The sequence below is a fragment of the Roseivirga sp. 4D4 genome (assembly GCF_001747095.1).
In the GTDB taxonomy this organism is placed as follows: Bacteria; Bacteroidota; Bacteroidia; order Cytophagales; family Cyclobacteriaceae; genus Roseivirga.
The window spans coordinates 1,904,402-1,920,291 of sequence record NZ_MDGP01000001.1 but is presented as its reverse complement, the minus strand read 5'-3'; the positions used below and the strand labels follow the sequence as shown (position 1 = coordinate 1,920,291).

Annotated in this window: 22 protein-coding genes; 10 read left to right on the top strand and 12 right to left on the bottom strand. The window is 40.6% G+C overall.

Going from position 1 to position 15,890, the window contains the following annotated elements; all coding sequences use genetic code 11:
* Positions 1 to 46 precede the first annotated feature (46 nt).
* The 3 genes from BFP97_RS08285 to BFP97_RS08275 form a co-directional block, all read right to left on the bottom strand.
* Entirely contained in the window at positions 47 to 601 is a 555-nt protein-coding gene (locus BFP97_RS08285) for a hypothetical protein (RefSeq protein ID WP_170827431.1), read from the bottom strand.
* Positions 602 to 681: 80 nt separating this feature from the next.
* Positions 682 to 1,461, bottom strand: a complete 780-nt coding sequence (locus tag BFP97_RS08280) for an ABC transporter permease (RefSeq protein WP_069841973.1) — start codon at positions 1,459 to 1,461, stop codon at positions 682 to 684.
* Positions 1,458 to 2,375, bottom strand: coding sequence for an ABC transporter ATP-binding protein (locus BFP97_RS08275; RefSeq protein WP_069841972.1), 918 nt, complete (start codon positions 2,373 to 2,375; stop codon positions 1,458 to 1,460). The genes BFP97_RS08280 and BFP97_RS08275 overlap by 4 nt, the downstream gene beginning before the upstream one ends.
* Positions 2,376 to 2,557: 182 nt before the next feature.
* On the opposite strand from BFP97_RS08275, the gene BFP97_RS08265 reads away from it, so the two are divergent.
* The 4 genes from BFP97_RS08265 to BFP97_RS08250 all read left to right on the top strand — a co-directional run bounded on the left by BFP97_RS08265 (position 2,558) and on the right by BFP97_RS08250 (position 6,403).
* A complete protein-coding gene (locus BFP97_RS08265; protein WP_083262477.1) occupies positions 2,558 to 3,619 on the top strand; it encodes a sensor histidine kinase in 1,062 nt (353 codons plus the stop codon).
* Complete coding sequence (locus BFP97_RS08260) at positions 3,620 to 4,315, top strand: LytR/AlgR family response regulator transcription factor (protein WP_069841969.1); 696 nt, start codon at positions 3,620 to 3,622, stop codon at positions 4,313 to 4,315.
* A 79-nt stretch (positions 4,316 to 4,394) separates the two neighbouring features.
* On the top strand, positions 4,395 to 5,063 hold the full coding sequence (locus BFP97_RS08255) for a TetR/AcrR family transcriptional regulator (RefSeq protein ID WP_069841968.1): 669 nt from the start codon (positions 4,395 to 4,397) through the stop codon (positions 5,061 to 5,063).
* Between the two features lie 20 nt (positions 5,064 to 5,083).
* On the top strand, positions 5,084 to 6,403 hold the full coding sequence (locus BFP97_RS08250) for an ABC1 kinase family protein (RefSeq protein WP_069841967.1): 1,320 nt from the start codon (positions 5,084 to 5,086) through the stop codon (positions 6,401 to 6,403).
* On the opposite strand, the gene BFP97_RS08245 is transcribed toward BFP97_RS08250, so the two are convergent.
* On the bottom strand, positions 6,400 to 6,744 hold the full coding sequence (locus BFP97_RS08245; protein WP_139135234.1) for a hypothetical protein: 345 nt from the start codon (positions 6,742 to 6,744) through the stop codon (positions 6,400 to 6,402). The two genes, BFP97_RS08250 and BFP97_RS08245, sit on opposite strands and share 4 nt — an antisense overlap.
* A gap of 53 nt (positions 6,745 to 6,797) precedes the next feature.
* Positions 6,798 to 7,256, bottom strand: coding sequence for a GNAT family N-acetyltransferase (locus BFP97_RS08240; protein WP_069841965.1), 459 nt, complete (start codon positions 7,254 to 7,256; stop codon positions 6,798 to 6,800).
* Positions 7,257 to 7,414: 158 nt separating this feature from the next.
* On the opposite strand from BFP97_RS08240, the gene BFP97_RS08235 reads away from it, so the two are divergent.
* Both BFP97_RS08235 and BFP97_RS08230 read left to right on the top strand, forming a co-directional pair.
* The gene (locus BFP97_RS08235) at positions 7,415 to 7,936 is read left to right on the top strand and encodes a hypothetical protein (RefSeq protein ID WP_139135233.1); all 522 of its coding nucleotides are present in this window, start codon (positions 7,415 to 7,417) and stop codon (positions 7,934 to 7,936) included.
* A 15-nt stretch (positions 7,937 to 7,951) separates the two neighbouring features.
* The gene (locus tag BFP97_RS08230; protein WP_139135232.1) at positions 7,952 to 8,695 is read left to right on the top strand and encodes a hypothetical protein; all 744 of its coding nucleotides are present in this window, start codon (positions 7,952 to 7,954) and stop codon (positions 8,693 to 8,695) included.
* Here BFP97_RS08230 and BFP97_RS08225 read toward each other — a convergent pair.
* Complete coding sequence (locus BFP97_RS08225; RefSeq protein WP_069841962.1) at positions 8,680 to 9,168, bottom strand: GNAT family N-acetyltransferase; 489 nt, start codon at positions 9,166 to 9,168, stop codon at positions 8,680 to 8,682. The genes BFP97_RS08230 and BFP97_RS08225 overlap by 16 nt on opposite strands.
* 65 nt (positions 9,169 to 9,233) lie before the next feature.
* Between BFP97_RS08225 and BFP97_RS08220 the strand changes: the two genes are divergently transcribed.
* Positions 9,234 to 9,830 carry a DUF2971 domain-containing protein gene (locus BFP97_RS08220; RefSeq protein ID WP_069841961.1) on the top strand — a complete coding sequence of 199 codons (597 nt, stop codon included), beginning with the start codon at positions 9,234 to 9,236 and terminating at the stop codon, positions 9,828 to 9,830.
* Between the two features lie 2 nt (positions 9,831 to 9,832).
* Here the strand turns inward: BFP97_RS08220 and BFP97_RS08215 are convergent, their stop codons facing one another.
* From BFP97_RS08215 to BFP97_RS08190, 6 genes are read right to left on the bottom strand one after another with little or no spacing between them, the layout of a single operon-like run.
* Positions 9,833 to 10,270 (bottom strand): VOC family protein, encoded by a 438-nt coding sequence (locus tag BFP97_RS08215; RefSeq protein WP_069841960.1) that lies wholly within the window; start codon positions 10,268 to 10,270, stop codon positions 9,833 to 9,835.
* The gene (locus BFP97_RS08210) at positions 10,251 to 10,490 is read right to left on the bottom strand and encodes a hypothetical protein (protein ID WP_069841959.1); all 240 of its coding nucleotides are present in this window, start codon (positions 10,488 to 10,490) and stop codon (positions 10,251 to 10,253) included. Before BFP97_RS08210 ends, BFP97_RS08215 begins: the two co-directional genes overlap by 20 nt.
* The gene (locus BFP97_RS08205; RefSeq protein ID WP_069841958.1) at positions 10,483 to 10,905 is read right to left on the bottom strand and encodes a DUF1801 domain-containing protein; all 423 of its coding nucleotides are present in this window, start codon (positions 10,903 to 10,905) and stop codon (positions 10,483 to 10,485) included. Before BFP97_RS08205 ends, BFP97_RS08210 begins: the two co-directional genes overlap by 8 nt.
* A complete protein-coding gene (locus BFP97_RS08200) occupies positions 10,905 to 12,455 on the bottom strand; it encodes an arylsulfatase (RefSeq protein WP_069841957.1) in 1,551 nt (516 codons plus the stop codon). The genes BFP97_RS08205 and BFP97_RS08200 overlap by 1 nt, the downstream gene beginning before the upstream one ends.
* A gap of 60 nt (positions 12,456 to 12,515) precedes the next feature.
* Positions 12,516 to 13,190, bottom strand: coding sequence for a hypothetical protein (locus tag BFP97_RS08195; protein ID WP_069841956.1), 675 nt, complete (start codon positions 13,188 to 13,190; stop codon positions 12,516 to 12,518).
* 10 nt (positions 13,191 to 13,200) lie between these two features.
* Complete coding sequence (locus BFP97_RS08190; RefSeq protein ID WP_069841955.1) at positions 13,201 to 13,575, bottom strand: diacylglycerol kinase family protein; 375 nt, start codon at positions 13,573 to 13,575, stop codon at positions 13,201 to 13,203.
* 82 nt (positions 13,576 to 13,657) lie between these two features.
* Between BFP97_RS08190 and BFP97_RS08185 the strand changes: the two genes are divergently transcribed.
* The 3 genes from BFP97_RS08185 (at position 13,658) to BFP97_RS08175 (ending at position 15,880) form a co-directional block, all read left to right on the top strand.
* On the top strand, positions 13,658 to 14,674 hold the full coding sequence (locus BFP97_RS08185; protein WP_069841954.1) for a tetratricopeptide repeat protein: 1,017 nt from the start codon (positions 13,658 to 13,660) through the stop codon (positions 14,672 to 14,674).
* Positions 14,675 to 14,832: 158 nt separating this feature from the next.
* Complete coding sequence (locus BFP97_RS08180; protein WP_069841953.1) at positions 14,833 to 15,345, top strand: RNA polymerase sigma factor; 513 nt, start codon at positions 14,833 to 14,835, stop codon at positions 15,343 to 15,345.
* The gene (locus tag BFP97_RS08175; protein ID WP_069841952.1) at positions 15,335 to 15,880 is read left to right on the top strand and encodes a hypothetical protein; all 546 of its coding nucleotides are present in this window, start codon (positions 15,335 to 15,337) and stop codon (positions 15,878 to 15,880) included. The genes BFP97_RS08180 and BFP97_RS08175 overlap by 11 nt, the downstream gene beginning before the upstream one ends.
* Positions 15,881 to 15,890: the final 10 nt, after the last annotated feature.

Here is a 15,890-nt window from a genome sequence, read left to right as displayed (position 1 = left end):
AGCCAGGGCACGATTTGGATGTATAAAATCCCACAAGTGGGATATCTTAAAGACGATCAGAATTTGTGTATGTTTCTTCTATCTGATCATTTTTTCTTTTTCTGGAGTTTAGTTGATTGATCATTATGCCAATTACTCCAGCCGCACTCAGTCCCCAAGCCAACTCAAGGCTTAAATAAGAAATCGGGACTGAGGCAATGATTACAACTGCTGCAAACCCCCAAAGCCAATCTGACCTGAGGTTTCTCCGCACGAGCGGAACCCTCTTTACTTCAGCAAAACTATCCGTAAGAATAAACTTGAGTTTGTGGTAGTCATAAGCCAAAAGCCAGGCATTGAGTAATACAAGGAAAGCATTGACATAAGGTGTTCCTTGCCATTTCATACTTACGGTAACCATAAAAATATTAAGTATGATCGGGAAGCATAAAATGGCACCAAGGGTTGCAAAGCGTTGTGTAAAAAGGAGCAATCCAGCCAGAATTTGACTACAAGCAATAAATCGAGCATACATTCCTAAGTCATGTTCAGCCAGTCGTTCTTCGAGCCAGACAGGCCCGATAAGGCCGGGGAATTGATGCTCAAAATAGAGCTTAGACATGCCAGCGGTAAAAAATATTAGGCCAAGGAATACCCTGATTAAAATGATAATCCTTGGTTGATGTTTTTTCATAACATAGATCATATGATTCGTTTTCTGACCTTCTCAACGCCACCAAGTAGAAAAATGATGACTGCGAGTCCCAGGCTTCTGTAAACAAATTCCATGTTTCCCCAAACTTGGAATTCTGGGTCTCTAACATTACCGAGACCTAAGATCTGATAGCCATATGGATGATAGGGGGCATATTTCCAGCCTTGAGCTAAAATCATAATGGAGATAAAACCTGCAATGCCGATACCCAAAGGTAGCATTAGGTTTTTCCATCTTTGACTCATCCAGAATTGAATAGAGGCATAACCCATTGTCATTAAAAACACCTTAAAAGGTAATGAGAAGAAGAGGCTCTTGTCAAAAGCCTGATCGAACCCAAGGTCAGGTTTAAGTGCACCCACAATTTGGCCAACCAGTACTGAGAAAATGCCAAAGAGCATTAGGCTCATAAAGATCATCACAGTAAAGACTTTTACCTTTGATAGGTATATTACACCTCTTGATAAAGGTTGTGTATAAATCAATTTCCAGGTATTCGAGTTGTGCTCAATACTGTTGACAAATAAGGCGACTATCATCACAAAGAATGGGAATAAGAAATTACCTGGCTCAATACTGAATTGGAGTATCATTTGCCATGGGTTCCCACCGTTAGCCATTACCTGTTCGCCACGTGTTAAGAATATGATTAGATTAATTACCGGTATAAAGGCCGGGCCTAATATCAGAAACCATAGTATGAAGGTTCTTCTAAACTTATATAGCTCAGCTGATATTCCTCTTTTTAAAGCGATTGCAGCATTCATTGATCTAATTTTTTAGTGATGTTCAAAAAGATTGATTCCAGATTCTGTTCGGAGGTTTTCAACTGATATATGTCGAGATTCTTATCCACCAATGCCCTATTGATTTGTGCTACCTCCTGTTTTTCTCCGATTGGGATATGAATGGAACGGCCATTGTGTTCTGAAACGGTGTAGTTCATGGATTTCAATACCTCGGCAGCCTGAGAAACCTCGTTGGTTTCAATAATCAATTCAAGACCGCTGTTATCTTGATGAAGCCCTTCTAATTTACCCTGATATAAGATTTTACCTTGATCAATAATGGCGACATCTGTTGCCAATTTCTCGATTTCTGAAAGAATGTGGCTTGAGAGAAAAATAGTCTTCCCATGTTCTTTGTTCAGTTCTATGATCAATTCACGCATCTCAATAATTCCACTTGGGTCTAAACCATTGGTGGGTTCGTCAAGAATCAATAGATCTGGATCGGTCAAAAGAGCTCCGGCTAGCCCTAGTCTTTGACACATTCCTAGTGAATAGTTCTTTGCTTTTTTATCAGCATTATCCATCAAGCGAACAATCTTCAACACTTCATCGATACGTTCTTTGGGTACATCGACCATTTTTCGAATTACTTCCAGGTTCTGTCTTCCACTTAAGTGCTTATAGATCGATGGGTTTTCAATGAGGGCCCCAACCTTGCCGAGAATTTCAACTTTATTCGCCCTGAGCTCTTTACCAAAGATTTTGACTTGGTTAACCTTTGGATGAAATAAGTCGAGTAAGACTCGGATAGTAGTTGTTTTACCAGCACCATTAGGACCAAGAAAACCATAAATGCTTCCCTTAGGAACTTTAAGGTTGATTTGATCCAGTGCCTTGAAGTCTTTGAAATAGAAGTCAAGCCCATGGGTCTGAATGATTGGTTGTGACATAGTTTTGCTGTTTGATCAGATGACGGGCAATAAGCTACTTTTGATAACTTCATATTTTTTTACTCGACCACTTGGAGGGTTTTCTATATCAAATGGAATTGAACATCTATCAATTATGCTACGTCATTTTAGACGAATACCAATGAGTATTCCGGAAGAAAAGAATACACTATTTTTAGCTTATGTCTTCACTGAAAAAGTGGTTGAGCCTTCATCATAGACAAGTAACAGTAGTCGCTATCCACGTTCTAGCGTGGGTCCTTTACTTATCGTTTTATAATACGACTTATGTACAGCGCGTAAGTAGTCAAACATTTACGCTTCTCTTTCTCTTTTCCATTCTTCTAACGGATCTGCCCGTTTTTTACTATTACTATTTGAGGGCAATTCCTCGATTGCTTGTAGGCAGGAAGGTCTGGAAGTTCATTTTGATTACTGTGGTCATTGTTCTGAACTACCCATTAAGTCGCTATGGATTAGATTATGTGTTCTTATGGCTGTACCCAGAGAATGCAACGCCATTGTCTAATATCGCAGCAGGTGAATTTCAGGTCGTTTTTTTTATCCGCGCATTAGCAGCGCTGTTTGTTGTCGCCATGGCGGGTATCGGTAAATTCACCTTTGATTGGTTTGAAAACGAGCGTATTCGGAGAGAATTGGAGAATCAAAACCTATCCAGTGAACTCGCCTTTTTGAAGTCACAGATCAATCCGCACTTTCTTTTCAATACACTCAATAACATTCATACACTAGCATATAAGAAGTCAGATGGTGCTCCTGAGGCGATCATGAAACTGTCAGATCTTATGCGATATATGATCTATGAGTCAGACGTGGATTTTGTTCCCTTAGAGCACGAGGTACAGCATCTCAAAAGCTTTGTGGCCCTCCAAGAGTTACGATTTAAATCGGAGGAGATAGTGGACTTCTCTTTTGAAGGAGATATAAGTCGAAGACAAATTGCTCCTCTAATCTTGTTGCCCTTTGTAGAAAATGCATTCAAACATGGCTTTGACTTAAATAGAAAAGGGGCGATTCGCATTAGGCTAGTTGTTGGTACAAAACTCGTTTATGAAGTTACCAACCCATTACCTCCTTCGGGAATGTCAGTGAATAAGGATCAAGTGGGGGGTATTGGGCTTGAGAATATCAAAAGAAGATTAGACCTCATATACAAAGGAAAGCACACATTGTCGGTGAATGAATCGTCTGATAGTTTTAAAGTAACATTAACCATCAAGTAAATGGAGAACATAAAATGTCTAATAGTAGATGACGAGCCTCTGGCTATTGAAATTCTACAAGCCTATGTTCAGAAGATTCCATGGCTGGAATGTGTTGGCTCCTTTGACACAGGAATCGAGGTCATTGGCTATCTGAATGAAAATAAGGTTGACTTGTTGTTCTTGGATATTCAGATGCCCGATCTAACTGGCATTCAATTGGCAGAACATGTGAAAGGAAAGTGTGACATCGTTTTTACGACAGCTTATAATGAATATGCGGTCGAAGGTTTTGAATTAGAGGCAGTCGACTATTTGTTAAAACCCATTTCATTCGATCGTTTCTTTAAGGCTGCACAAAGGGTCCAAAAGCAAAGTGACAAAATAGAAATTGAGGCTATTGATTACATTTTTGTTAAGAGCGAGTACAAAATCAAGAAGATTGAACTTGCGGATATCTTATATATAGAAGGGATGAAGGACTATTTGAGAATAGTCACCAAAGAGGAGAAGGTGATGACCTTGCAGAGTTTTTCAAAGTTAGTGCCAGTGTTGCCTGCTGCTAAATTCGTTCGTGTACATAAGTCATTTGTGATTGCGTTAGATGCCATTGATAGTATTGAGAAGAGTAAAATAAAGATTGGCGATCAGCTTATTCCAATTAGTGAGTCATATAGAGAATCTTTTTTTGAAATAATCCAAAGAAAAGCCGTCTAGGCATCAACTTTTGCCAGCCAAATCCGAAAATATATGATGATAAGTCTAACCTTTTCACTTAATCAAATGTTATCGGCATATGGAAGGCACAGCAGTTAAGAAAAAGCCAAGAGCAAAGGCAAATCCAGCACAAAAAATCAAAGATGCGTATATCGAATACGTTTTGGAAAACGGAGCTAAACCAGCCTCAATTTTCAAGTTTGTAAAAGAGCTGAAAGTCAAAGAGGAGTTGTTTTACGACCACTTCAATTCATTTGAAAATATTGAAAAAGAGATTTGGTCTGATATGTTCGAGAGTACTGTCCAATCAATTACCTCCGAAGAGGTTTACGGGGATTACTCAGCAAGAGAAAAGTTATTGGCCTTCTTCTACACTTGGATTGAGAACCTAAAGTCCAACAGAAGTTATATTCTGCAGTCTGTTCCAAAGAAAATGAGACCAGAAATTACGCCTTATTACCTAGAGCGTGTTCGCCATGGATTTAAGGATTGGGTCGCTGATTTATTGCTTGAAGCCAAAGAAACAGAGGAAGTAACGACTAGGCCAGTGATCAGCGATCGGTATGATGATGCTATATGGCTTCAATTTCTTTTTATCCTAGGTTTTTGGATGAAAGATGATAGTAAATCATTTGAAAAGACAGATGCAGCGATCGAAAAGTCTGTGAATTTGGCGTTTGACTTAATGGGTCGTGGTCCATTAGACGCAATGGTAGATTTCGGGAAGTTCCTATTTCAGAACAGGTAAGATTCATTAGATACAAAGGCATGAAAGAGCAGTCGAAAATTCCAACTTCAAAAGTGCAGCGTGCTGCAAAGTTTGTAAAAACTGGAGCCAAGGTTGGGGGCAATTACGTAAAGCATTATGCCAAAAAAGTTGTCAACCCTTCATTGACTAAAGAGGAGTTGCATGAAGATAACGCAAGGGATATCTATAACTCTTTGAGTGAGTTAAAGGGTAGTGCTCTGAAGGTAGCGCAAATGATGAGTATGGATAAAAATATGCTTCCTACGGCCTACCAAGATAAGTTTTCCATGGCTCAGTACAGTGCTCCACCGCTTTCCTATCCTTTGGTAGTAAAGACTTTCCAGCAGTATTTTAAGGAATCTCCTTCGTCTATTTTCGATAGCTTCTCTAAGAACGCAAGGAATGCAGCTTCCATTGGTCAAGTCCATGAAGCTACTCAGGGAGACAAGAAATTAGCCGTAAAGATTCAGTATCCCGGTGTGGCTGATAGCGTTAAGTCAGATCTCAAATTGGTTCGTCCCTTTGCCGTTCGTCTTATGAATTTGAATGAGAAGGATCTGGATCATTATATGGAAGAGGTGGAAACCAAACTATTGGAAGAAACTGACTATCTGCTCGAAGTGGAAAGGTCGATCGAGATTTCTGAGGCTTGCAGTCATATCGAAAACCTAAGGTTTCCAAAATACTATCCGCAATATTCTGCTGGCCGAGTGATTACCATGGACTGGTTAGACGGAAAAGTTTTGAAGGAGTTCATCCAGTCTAACCCTGATCAAGAAACCCGAAATAGGGTAGGTCAGGCCATGTGGGACTTCTATGACTATCAAATTCACTCTTTAAGGCAGGTGCATGCCGATCCACACCCTGGTAACTTTATTATCAGTGATGATGGTATTCTCGGTGTGATTGATTTTGGTTGTGTTAAAGTCATACCAGACCAGTTCTATGAGCCTTATTTTAGCCTGATCAGAAAGGACATGCTGACTGCGGGGTCAGGACTACAAGAGACCTTCAAACAGCTTCAGTTTATTTATGACTCAGATACTGCTGAAGACAAAGCATATTTCTCAGAAGTTATAAAAGATATGATGGGCTTATTGGGCCAACCGTTCCATCAAGACGAGTTTGATTTTGGAGATGACTCTTATTTCCAAAAGATTTTTCAGATGGGTGAAGTGATTTCTGAGTCCAAAAAATTTAGAGAATCAGAGAAGGCCAGAGGTGCAAGAGATGGTCTCTATATTAACAGAACCTATTTCGGCCTTTATAATATTCTAAACGAATTAAAGGCTAAAGTTAGAACTACAAAGCCCGAATGGGCTGCAAAAGTCGCTGTTTAATCTTGGAAAGGTAAGCTTGTTGGTAGTGTCAATTGTGCAGAACTGACTGACTTGATTGACATTTTAGAAATGTGGAAGTTCCTTTCGAAGTCCTCATTGAAATCCGAAGGTTTGCGAAGTGTGGCAATTAACCTACCAGCCTCGTCATATACTTCAAAGTGAATCAAACCTTCTTGTGTGATTTTCTTCATATCCTCAAAAAGTTCGTTACGATCCTTTTGGATATTTCTTTTTACAAAACCGAATACAGATTCTGAGATATTGCGAGGGGCAATTCTGTCATTCATAGCGCACGCTATGAAGAGCACTAGGGCGAAAAGGTAGGTGAAGACTTTTCTCATTGTCAAAATAGGTACGCGTCTATCAACGAATACCCTACTTCCAAGATAAGAATTTATTTTAAATGAAGCTTCATTCCCTCATGAGAGGCTTTAAAGCCAAGTTTCTCATAAAATCTGATTGCATCAGGTCTTTGCTTGTCAGTAGTAAGTTGTAGCACGTGCGCATTTCTTTCCTGCGCTCGTTGAATGGCCCATTCGAAAAATCGCTCTCCTAGTCCCTGTCCTCGATGATCTTTTCTAATTCTCACGGCTTCTATTTGAGCTCTGATGCCACCTTGGTAAGTCAGGTATTGAATGAAACTTAACTGCAGCGTACCGATAATTTCTTCATGGTGTTGGACAACAATTAACTCTTGATTTAGATCATTGTTGATCGCTTTGAAGGCATTTAGATAACTCACGGGGATTGGGAGTCGGTAGTCTTCCCTTCGGCTACCTAGTTCATCATCAGCCAACATTTCTACGATATGTTTGATGTCTGAAGAAGTGGCTTTACGAAAAGCGAGATCCATAAAGCCAATAAAGATTATTCTCCGAATAGAAACAAGTGAAATAGAGCAAGCCTTGAATTAGCAAGTTGTTGTTCATTGGAATAATTCAGTTGTTGGTCGATTACTGAAATGGCCAACCTTCAAATACCCTATTTTGGATAAAATCAATGAAAGTGAATATGAAAAACAGTAATCTCTTTTCCATTTTAGCAATCTTGCTACTGTCTTATGGCTGTTCGTTCAAGGTGCCTGAGAGTGAAACCTGGCAATTAGTCTATCGGAATGACGCTGAAGGAAATACGGTCTTTGGCGATAAATCCCAATTGCTGGATGCGGTGAGGAATGGATTGCCCATCAGAATTGGTTTTGGAGGAAGAAGCCGGATAGATTCTACACGCTCAGTTGAACATGTAGCTGATGCCCAATTCTTGAGTATTCTTGATGGTGATGAAGTGTTTGCTCAAATCACTCAGATCATTGGTCAGGCACCGGCTCGAGAAGCAGATGGAACCAAAATCCGTTTTCGTACGAATAATAAGTGGACGACAATACGGGGCACCAATGGGTATTCGACTGGACTCATGGTAGACTACATGGCAGATACACTTGTTGGTCAACCAGGAGATGGAAGAGGAGCAACAAGTTGGTTTGTTTATATTAAGGAGACTTCAAATAAAGCTCCAAAACGATTATATGATTGATAACCATGATGAATCATGATGATAAGAAGACTTAAGAAATTTCTGCTTTGGGGGATGCTAACCCTCGGTACCGGCCTGACAGTCCTCATTATACTATTAACCACTCCATCAATACTTTATGCAAATCATACGGCCATTGGGAATATTGAAGTGTACCATAGTCAACCACTACCTGCGGAATTAAGGACGACTATTGAGAGTGCCTTGGAAAGGGTTTCTTCTTCAGAGATTTACGATGCCAATATGAAGCATGACCTGTGCTTAAATGATGGTTCGAAGTATCCAGCATTGGTCGAAAGTGTTTTGGGCTCTGATGTTTTTGCGGCCTTTGCCAATAAGGTTGTGGTCCTTGGTAAATACGAAGAAGCCGGCAAGTTCAGGCAATGGGGTCAGACTTTGTCTTTTGATCAGTTTTTAGCACATGGACTGATGCACAACTATCAGTATCGATATCATGGATTTTTTGGTGCCAATCCTTTGGGAAATCATGTACAGTGGAAATGGGAAGGCTATGTTGATTACCAGGTCATTGGTAAGCATTACGATATGGATGACTTGATGACAGCTTTAGAATCACCCAAGGGGAACTTTGATTGGCTAAACTTCAAGAATGGCGAGTCGACCATAAAAATGCATGTTAAATACTTGACCTTGGTTAAATATGCATTGGAGTCAAAAGGCTGGAGTTACCAAGACCTGATAGCGTCAAAAGTATCCATGGAAGATTTGGAGTTGGAAATGAATCAAGGACTTCGGTGATTTTCCGGATCGCTTTGAGTCCATCGGATTTTAATAGCCGATATTTTCTTGTCAATACTTTCTGAGGGTAGTAATTCGAAACCATTTTTAAGATAGAAGGGTAGAGGAGACTGATAGACAGTACCATCCGATTTTTTATATTGGTTTTCATTAACCACCCAGCCATTTAGAACCGTGTTGTCCTTTTTAAGTTTGGACAAAAGTGAGCGTCCGTATCCCCTAGAATGTATTTCTGTGTCAATAATAATCGCGAACCATCGTTCATTATCTCTTAAAAAAGTAATGGCCCAGCCCCTAAGTTTGTTTGCTTCAGGATAAAGGAGAAAGTGTTTTATATCGGATAGATTATTCAAGTATTGATCAAACTCAGATTCATTTTGGTAATGCACTTGAATCGGATATTCCTGATTCCACAATGCCACAATTGCGGTTTTTTGACTATCGGATAGGGTAGAAACCTCTTGAATTTTCACATTGCAATTTTACGAATGTCCTGCGTAAATCATATCTTGAAAATGGACACAACAATGACTTAGATATGGTACTCTATAAATATCGCGATTTCAACAATCTGGAATTCGCATTGGATATCTTCATCAACCAAAGACTTTTCGCTGCAAATTTCAAGGATCTTAATGATCCAATGGAGGGTAGGTTTGTCTATACAAAAGGGCTATTCAGGCCTGGAGATTTAATGGAGATTAGAGGCTCCAAGGCCCGATACAATATTCTTTCGCTCGGGCATGTACCAAATAATATGTTAATGTGGTCTTATTATGCTGGAGGTCACACGGGGTTCGTGGTAGGTGTGGAGATAGATGACAACAATACGGAAATAGAGGAGGTGCAATATGTTGAAGAACTCAGGTTAGAAGGCCATGAAGGAAACTTGCCAAAGCATATCCTTAGTCGCAAACTCAAACTATGGGGTCATGAACAGGAGTGTAGAGTGTTTAAGCAACATGATACCTTTGTAAAGGTCAAAGTCAAGGAGCTAATATTCGGCTTAAATACTGATGACTACAAGAAAGAGCTCCTTTCCAAAATCGCAGAACAGTTTTGTCCAGGGATATCAGTCAAGAATATTACCCGTGGTGAATTGAATACTGGTGAGGCAATGGCGTATGACTTGTAAGTCTAAAGTTGCCGATCGTTAATTTCTATCCAATAACCGTTAGGGTCTTGAAGATAGATTTGCCGAACACCATCAGGCCGGATCGTTATGCCACCCAACTCACCTTCCCAGCTTTCAAAGCTGACTTTTCTGTTTTCTAGATTGGCGATAAATGGCCTGAGCGCCTCTACCGAGAAGCTATAGTGTACTGACTTGGTTAGTTTGATCGATGACATATCAGCCTCAATCATGTGGATTTGTTGACCTTTATTATTTTCTACCCAATCGATAAGAGGGTTGCCTGTTGGGTCTTCGATGTTCTTGAAACCCAGGACATCGACATAGAACTTTTTACTTTCTTCCAGGTCTTTTACCACAATGGCCATATGGTCAAAGGCAGTCTGGCCCCACAGAAGAGTAGAAAAGAGACATATGAACAGACTAAGAACTACTTTTCGCATTACGTTTTTCTTTATACCATTTAAGAGCCAAGTTCATTAACAAATAGCCACATACCAAACAGAAAATTACATGAGGCCATTTGCCAAGATCAAAGCTTAGAAACTCGAATTCACTGTCTTCAGGTTTAAAAAGGCTGTCTACAAAGTTAATCAGATAAAAAAGCCCACCAATGAACATGAGCATGATCATCCAGTTCGGTTTGAGTTTTTGCTCAGCCATACTTCTTTGTCATGTAATCATAAGAACCCTGTACAAGCTCTTCTAGTACGTCACGATCGACATCGTCAAGCTTTTTAATGTATAAGCATGACTTTCCGGTTTTATGCTTGCCGAGGTTCTCCATCAGTTCAGGGTATCTCTCAAAACCGGGCATAATATAAACCGTAACATTTTGCGCTCGAGGAGAGAAGCCCACTTTCATAAAATCACCCTCACGGCCACTATCATATTTGTAGTGATATTGATCAAAACCAACAATGGACGTCCCCCACATTTTTGCCGGAGTATTCGTTATACGCTCCATCATGGATTTTAATTCAAGGCAGTCAGCCTTCTTCTGTTCATCCTTAACACTTGCCAGAAAGTCTTCAACGCTGGCATCATTTTCTGTGGTTTTATTCTTCGCTTTGGCCATTAGTCTTCTTTTGATTTATTGATGATCGGTATTCTAAAGTTAGGAAGTGCCGCATCTTCATGTGCCTCTTCCATAATTGATTTAATTTCTGCTACAATTTCGGGCTTTGAATTACTGATGTCATTAGATTCTGTAGGGTCTTGGGCCAAGTCATAAAGTTCTATTTCTAAGTTTCCTTCAAACATATTTTTTCGAATACCTTTATAATCACCTAACCTTACGGCTTGCTGCCCCTTGTACTCGGGAAACTCCCAATATAGGTAATCATGCACGGATTGTGGTCTGCCCATTAATTCCGCAGCGAAACTTAGACCGTCAATATTCTTCGGTGATGCTAAGCCTCCGAGCTCGGATAGTGTGGGCATAATATCATAAAAAGCACTGATGTGGTCTGAAGTGGTACCATGGGCTATCTTTCCCGGCCAGGATGCAATCATAGGAACTCGAATACCACCTTCATAAGTAAAGCCCTTCGTTCTTCCATACTCATTCGGAAAGATGCCTGCACTATTGAAGAAATCGGCATCAACACCTCCGGCATATGTGGGGCCATTATCACTGGTGAACATGATAATCGTGTTCTCGTAAATACCTTCTGCTTTTAGTGTGGCAATCAATTCGCCCACTTGATCGTCCAAATAACTGATCATTCCGGCATAGGCCGCCTTGGGGTATTTGTGTGGGAAATAGCCCTTTTGACCCAAGTATGGTTCTTCTTCACCAATAATCTCATGGTACTTCATCACGTATTCCTCTGGCACTTGTAGCGGCACGTGTGGAATGGGGGTAGCATAATAGAGCATAAAGGGTTTGTTCGTGTCTCTATCTTTAATAAAGTCGAGGGCGCTTTCCTGCATCTTGGCAGGAGCGTAGTCCGCCTGATAATAGTTGGCATATGATGCATCTAAATTGGGATCGGCTGTTTCTGGAAGTTTGGTTCCAGGGGGAACGGTGTCATTGGCCAGCGCTACTTTATGATCGTTTTCCCAGAGGTGAGCAGGGTAGAGGTTGTGGGCTTGCCTTTGACAATTGTAACCATAGAAGTAATCGAAGCCTTGTTGGTTGGGTTCGCCTTCGGTGAATGGGGCGCCTAATCCCCATTTGCCAATAACTGCTGTTTCATAACCAGCTGTTTTCATTACTTCGCTCAATAGAAGGGTGCTATCAGGGATTGGTCGCTGACCTTCAAGGCCCGGGTTTTTGATGGCTTCTTTGTAATTCCAGACATTACCTCGCTCTTTCCACTCATCATTTCCCCTGATAAATGAGTGGCCCGTATGCATGCCCGTCATTAGTACATATCTGGATGGAGCGCAGACGGGTGAGCCTGCATAGAATTGAGTGAAACGCATGCCACCAGCAGCCAAAGCATCGAGGTGAGGGGTCTCAATGATTTTTTGACCATAAGAGCCCAGTTCACCATAACCCAAGTCGTCCGCTACGATAAGAATAATATTCGGTGGTGGAGCATCTTGCTCTTCTTTACACCCGAAAAAAAGCAATGGGAGCATTAGGAAGGTTAGCCGGTGTAACAAGGAATTGATGGCCATAAAAAAATCGTTTCTCCAATTTAGGAAAAACGATTTAGTGATTCTACTTGAATGGATGCTCTAATTCTTTTGTAGGCGCTTAAGCTTTTTGAAAAGCCTCTTGGTTTTTGAGTTCTTTACCAGTTGGACAACGATAGTGTCGGCATCATCCTTGTCGGTTTTGGATTTCATCACATTAATGGACTTGAGGTATTTAGCATCCAGTCCTTCCAGGTCAGTAAGTTTGTCTAATTCAATTTGTTCATTACCCAAACTCAGTATAATGAATGGAATAGCACCGTCCTTCACTAGTTGGGACTTACCTCTAATATTCAGTTGACCATCTTCGAAAAACCTGCTGGGGTCGAGCGTAAAGCTTGACTTTTCGCTTATTGAAATGTCTGTGTCAATTTTTATCTGTGGAGAAGGTAGTTTTCCTGCTTGGAGCTTTTTAAAGAAGAGGTCATTGCTATCGCTTTTTGATAAGGTCAGCATAATCACACCATTTTTTCCGCTATCTCCATAGAGGGCTTTGGCCGAATTACCTTTAAGTACCTCAATAGAACTTATTCCTTCGGTAGGAATGGCTTTTAGCAGCTCACTAGAATTGTGATCATGAAACTCGATTTTTTCTGTGTTGTATTGGATAACGAGTAAGGGGTTCTTTTCCTCATTGAATGGACTCAACAGCCTTTCTTGCCCTCTGAGGGGTAAGAACATCGTAGAAAGAATGGCGATTACTAGTAGCTTTTTCATAAGAGTTGATTTAGGCGATTATCAAGCAAAAATATGGCCAGAAAACAAGCACCCCAATGACAACCGAAGTGATAGCCGATAGAAGAACAGCACCAGCTGCAATATCCTTGATTTTTCCTGCAAGAGGATTTTGGTCAGGTTCCACCATATCCACCAATCGTTCAATGGCCGTATTGATCATTTCGGTGATAAAGACCAAAGAAATTGATAGAACTAACCAAAGCCAATCGCTGGTAGACACCTCGAAATAGGTTGCAAGGGCAATTACGATTAGCGCAGCAACCAGATGGATTCTGAAATTGTGCTCCGCCCAAATAGTGATCCGTATGCCCCTAATGGCATGTCCAAAGCTTTTAATTCTATCACGAATGTTGAAACCACTCACTGTATAAAATTAAACAAATGCTCTTAACTAATTCTTCCCTTGTTAAAGAGTCATTATAGCCTTTATTTTGACCAAAATTTCGATGATGAAGAAGGTATTGGTGTTGTTTGTCCTAAGTCTGGTGTTTTCTTGTGACAGTGATGAAAATAAGGCAGGTCGCTTCTTTATCAAGGGAAACGAAGCCCTGAACAAAGGTGAATATAATGAGGCTGTAAGACTTTATTCAGAAGCCATAGCCAAGAATGACAAATACACTGAGGCATATAACAATCGAGGAGTAGCCTACTATAGGGATAGGAAGTACATTGAGGCTATTAATGATTACACGACCATCCTCCTACAGATCGACCCGGATTTTACAGATGCCAAGCGCAATAGAGTAAATGCTTATTTGGATGCTAAGCGATATGATAAGGCATTGGAGGACCTTGACGGTTTAGAAAGACTGTTTCCAGATTCTGCTTATATAGATTTCAATCGTGGTTTGGTTTATCACGAGATGAAGGAGTTCTCCAAATCAATTGATGCTTTCAATTCAGCTTTGGTAAAAGATGAGGGTAACCCTGAAATCCTGATCAATGCTGCCAATGGTTATTTTATGCTTAAAGACTTCACCAAGGCGGAAGACCTTTTAAAGCAGGCTGAAATGATTGATGCATCGGAACCCAATATTTACAATACTCAAGCGCTGATAGAGACCAGCAAAGAAAACTACGATGTGGCGCTTACTTTGGTTGAAGAGGCTTTGGAGCTAGACCCTACTAATCCTTATTTTCTGAACAACCGCGGATTTGTCTACCTGATGAAAGGGGATCTGGTGAAAGCAGGTCCTGATATCCGAAGAGCCATCATCGGTGCCTCTGATAATGGCTGGGGTTATCGCAATAGAGGGATTCTATTATTTATGCAAGAGAACTACGAAGGAGCTATCAGGAACTTCGAAAGAGCTGAAAAGCTTGAAGGTAAAATTCCTTTGATGCTTGATTATTGGGTTGCCGCGCTCAAATCGGCCGGCAGGTCCGAAGAAGCTTGTGCTAAAATGCAGACCGCACCGGATGAGATAAGGCCCGAGACCATGGAGGGTCTAGCTTGCAACTGATTTTCACTGCAAGTAGCTTTTCGACCTTCCATTCCTTTGAAACTCCTTTCTTTCAGAAACCCTCAGATTCTTCCTTAACGGCCACTTTCTTTAGCTTAAAGAAAAAATATTCTATTTGTGTTAACAAGCCACAACATAGGCTCGTCTATTTTTTGATTATGGATGTATCACGCTTCAAAGCAGAGGTTTTACCCTTGAAGAATAAACTGTACCGCTTTGCACTCAACATTGTAAGAGATGAAGAGTTGGCAAAGGATGTTGTACAGGAGTGTCTGATCAAGGTGTGGGAAAAAAGATCGGATGTCGATCTGATCCAGAATCTGGAAGCTTGGTGTATGCAGATAACCCGTAACAAGGCACTGGATAAACTGAGATCGAAGCATGTAAAGAAGACAGACTTATTTGAAGTTGAATTCGATACGAGAAAAGAACGTGATACCCCATTTGTTGTGACTGAGCGAGAAGACCTAATGAGTAGAATCAAAGGGTTGATCGAAGCACTGCCGAACCGTCAACGTGAGGTGATGCAGCTCAGAGATATCGAAGGCTTTAGTTATAAAGAAATTGCTGAAAACCTTGATATCGATATCAACCTGGTAAAGACGAACTTGTTCCGAGCCAGAAGGAAATTGAAAGAGAGCTTAATGAAAGTTGATGCTTATGGACTCTAGAAGAGCAGAATTATTAGAAAAGTACTGGGAGGCTGAAACCAACCTTGAAGATGAGAGAGAACTCAAAAGGTTGATCAAAGAAGCCCAGGCTACTGAGGAGATAGAAGAGGTGAAGGCACTGTTCGATCATTTTGATTCGGAAGCCAAGGTGGAATTGGATGAGGCATTTGATGATTCGATTCTAGCGATGATCTCCGAAGAGAAAGAAACCAAAGTGATTAGTATCTCTGGTTACTTTAAACAATACGCCAGCATAGCAGCGGCAGTAATTGTAATGCTGGTAAGTGGGTACATGTTTGTACAGCAGCAAAATCAATATACTTCAGAAGATACTTTTGAAACGCCTGAAGAAGCTTACGCTGAATTAAAGAGACAATTACTTGTAGTGTCTAACTACATGAACAAAGGAAATAATACAATGAATGAATTAGCCAGTCTTGGTAAAGCTGGCACGGAGGTTCAGGACTTGACAAAAATGAGTCAGGCGTCTGAAGGTCTGGAATTACTGAGTGAAATGAATGTAAAAAACAATTAGAGGAAAATAG

Bases quoted from the DNA above. Each gene is read 5' to 3' on its own strand.
- BFP97_RS08285 (WP_170827431.1), bottom strand. From the start codon at position 601: ATGTCTAAGCTCTATTTTGAGCATCAATTCCCCGGCCTTATCGGGCCT.
- BFP97_RS08280 (WP_069841973.1), bottom strand. From the start codon at position 1,461: ATGAATGCTGCAATCGCTTTAAAAAGAGGAATATCAGCTGAGCTATAT.
- BFP97_RS08275 (WP_069841972.1), bottom strand. From the start codon at position 2,375: ATGTCACAACCAATCATTCAGACCCATGGGCTTGACTTCTATTTCAAA.
- BFP97_RS08265 (WP_083262477.1), top strand. From the start codon at position 2,558: ATGTCTTCACTGAAAAAGTGGTTGAGCCTTCATCATAGACAAGTAACA.
- BFP97_RS08260 (WP_069841969.1), top strand. From the start codon at position 3,620: ATGGAGAACATAAAATGTCTAATAGTAGATGACGAGCCTCTGGCTATT.
- BFP97_RS08255 (WP_069841968.1), top strand. From the start codon at position 4,395: ATGGAAGGCACAGCAGTTAAGAAAAAGCCAAGAGCAAAGGCAAATCCA.
- BFP97_RS08250 (WP_069841967.1), top strand. From the start codon at position 5,084: ATGAAAGAGCAGTCGAAAATTCCAACTTCAAAAGTGCAGCGTGCTGCA.
- BFP97_RS08245 (WP_139135234.1), bottom strand. From the start codon at position 6,744: ATGAGAAAAGTCTTCACCTACCTTTTCGCCCTAGTGCTCTTCATAGCG.
- BFP97_RS08240 (WP_069841965.1), bottom strand. From the start codon at position 7,256: ATGGATCTCGCTTTTCGTAAAGCCACTTCTTCAGACATCAAACATATC.
- BFP97_RS08235 (WP_139135233.1), top strand. From the start codon at position 7,415: ATGAAAAACAGTAATCTCTTTTCCATTTTAGCAATCTTGCTACTGTCT.
- BFP97_RS08230 (WP_139135232.1), top strand. From the start codon at position 7,952: ATGATGATAAGAAGACTTAAGAAATTTCTGCTTTGGGGGATGCTAACC.
- BFP97_RS08220 (WP_069841961.1), top strand. From the start codon at position 9,234: ATGGTACTCTATAAATATCGCGATTTCAACAATCTGGAATTCGCATTG.
- BFP97_RS08215 (WP_069841960.1), bottom strand. From the start codon at position 10,270: ATGCGAAAAGTAGTTCTTAGTCTGTTCATATGTCTCTTTTCTACTCTT.
- BFP97_RS08210 (WP_069841959.1), bottom strand. From the start codon at position 10,490: ATGGCTGAGCAAAAACTCAAACCGAACTGGATGATCATGCTCATGTTC.
- BFP97_RS08205 (WP_069841958.1), bottom strand. From the start codon at position 10,905: ATGGCCAAAGCGAAGAATAAAACCACAGAAAATGATGCCAGCGTTGAA.
- BFP97_RS08200 (WP_069841957.1), bottom strand. From the start codon at position 12,455: ATGGCCATCAATTCCTTGTTACACCGGCTAACCTTCCTAATGCTCCCA.
- BFP97_RS08195 (WP_069841956.1), bottom strand. From the start codon at position 13,190: ATGAAAAAGCTACTAGTAATCGCCATTCTTTCTACGATGTTCTTACCC.
- BFP97_RS08185 (WP_069841954.1), top strand. From the start codon at position 13,658: ATGATGAAGAAGGTATTGGTGTTGTTTGTCCTAAGTCTGGTGTTTTCT.
- BFP97_RS08180 (WP_069841953.1), top strand. From the start codon at position 14,833: ATGGATGTATCACGCTTCAAAGCAGAGGTTTTACCCTTGAAGAATAAA.
- BFP97_RS08175 (WP_069841952.1), top strand. From the start codon at position 15,335: ATGGACTCTAGAAGAGCAGAATTATTAGAAAAGTACTGGGAGGCTGAA.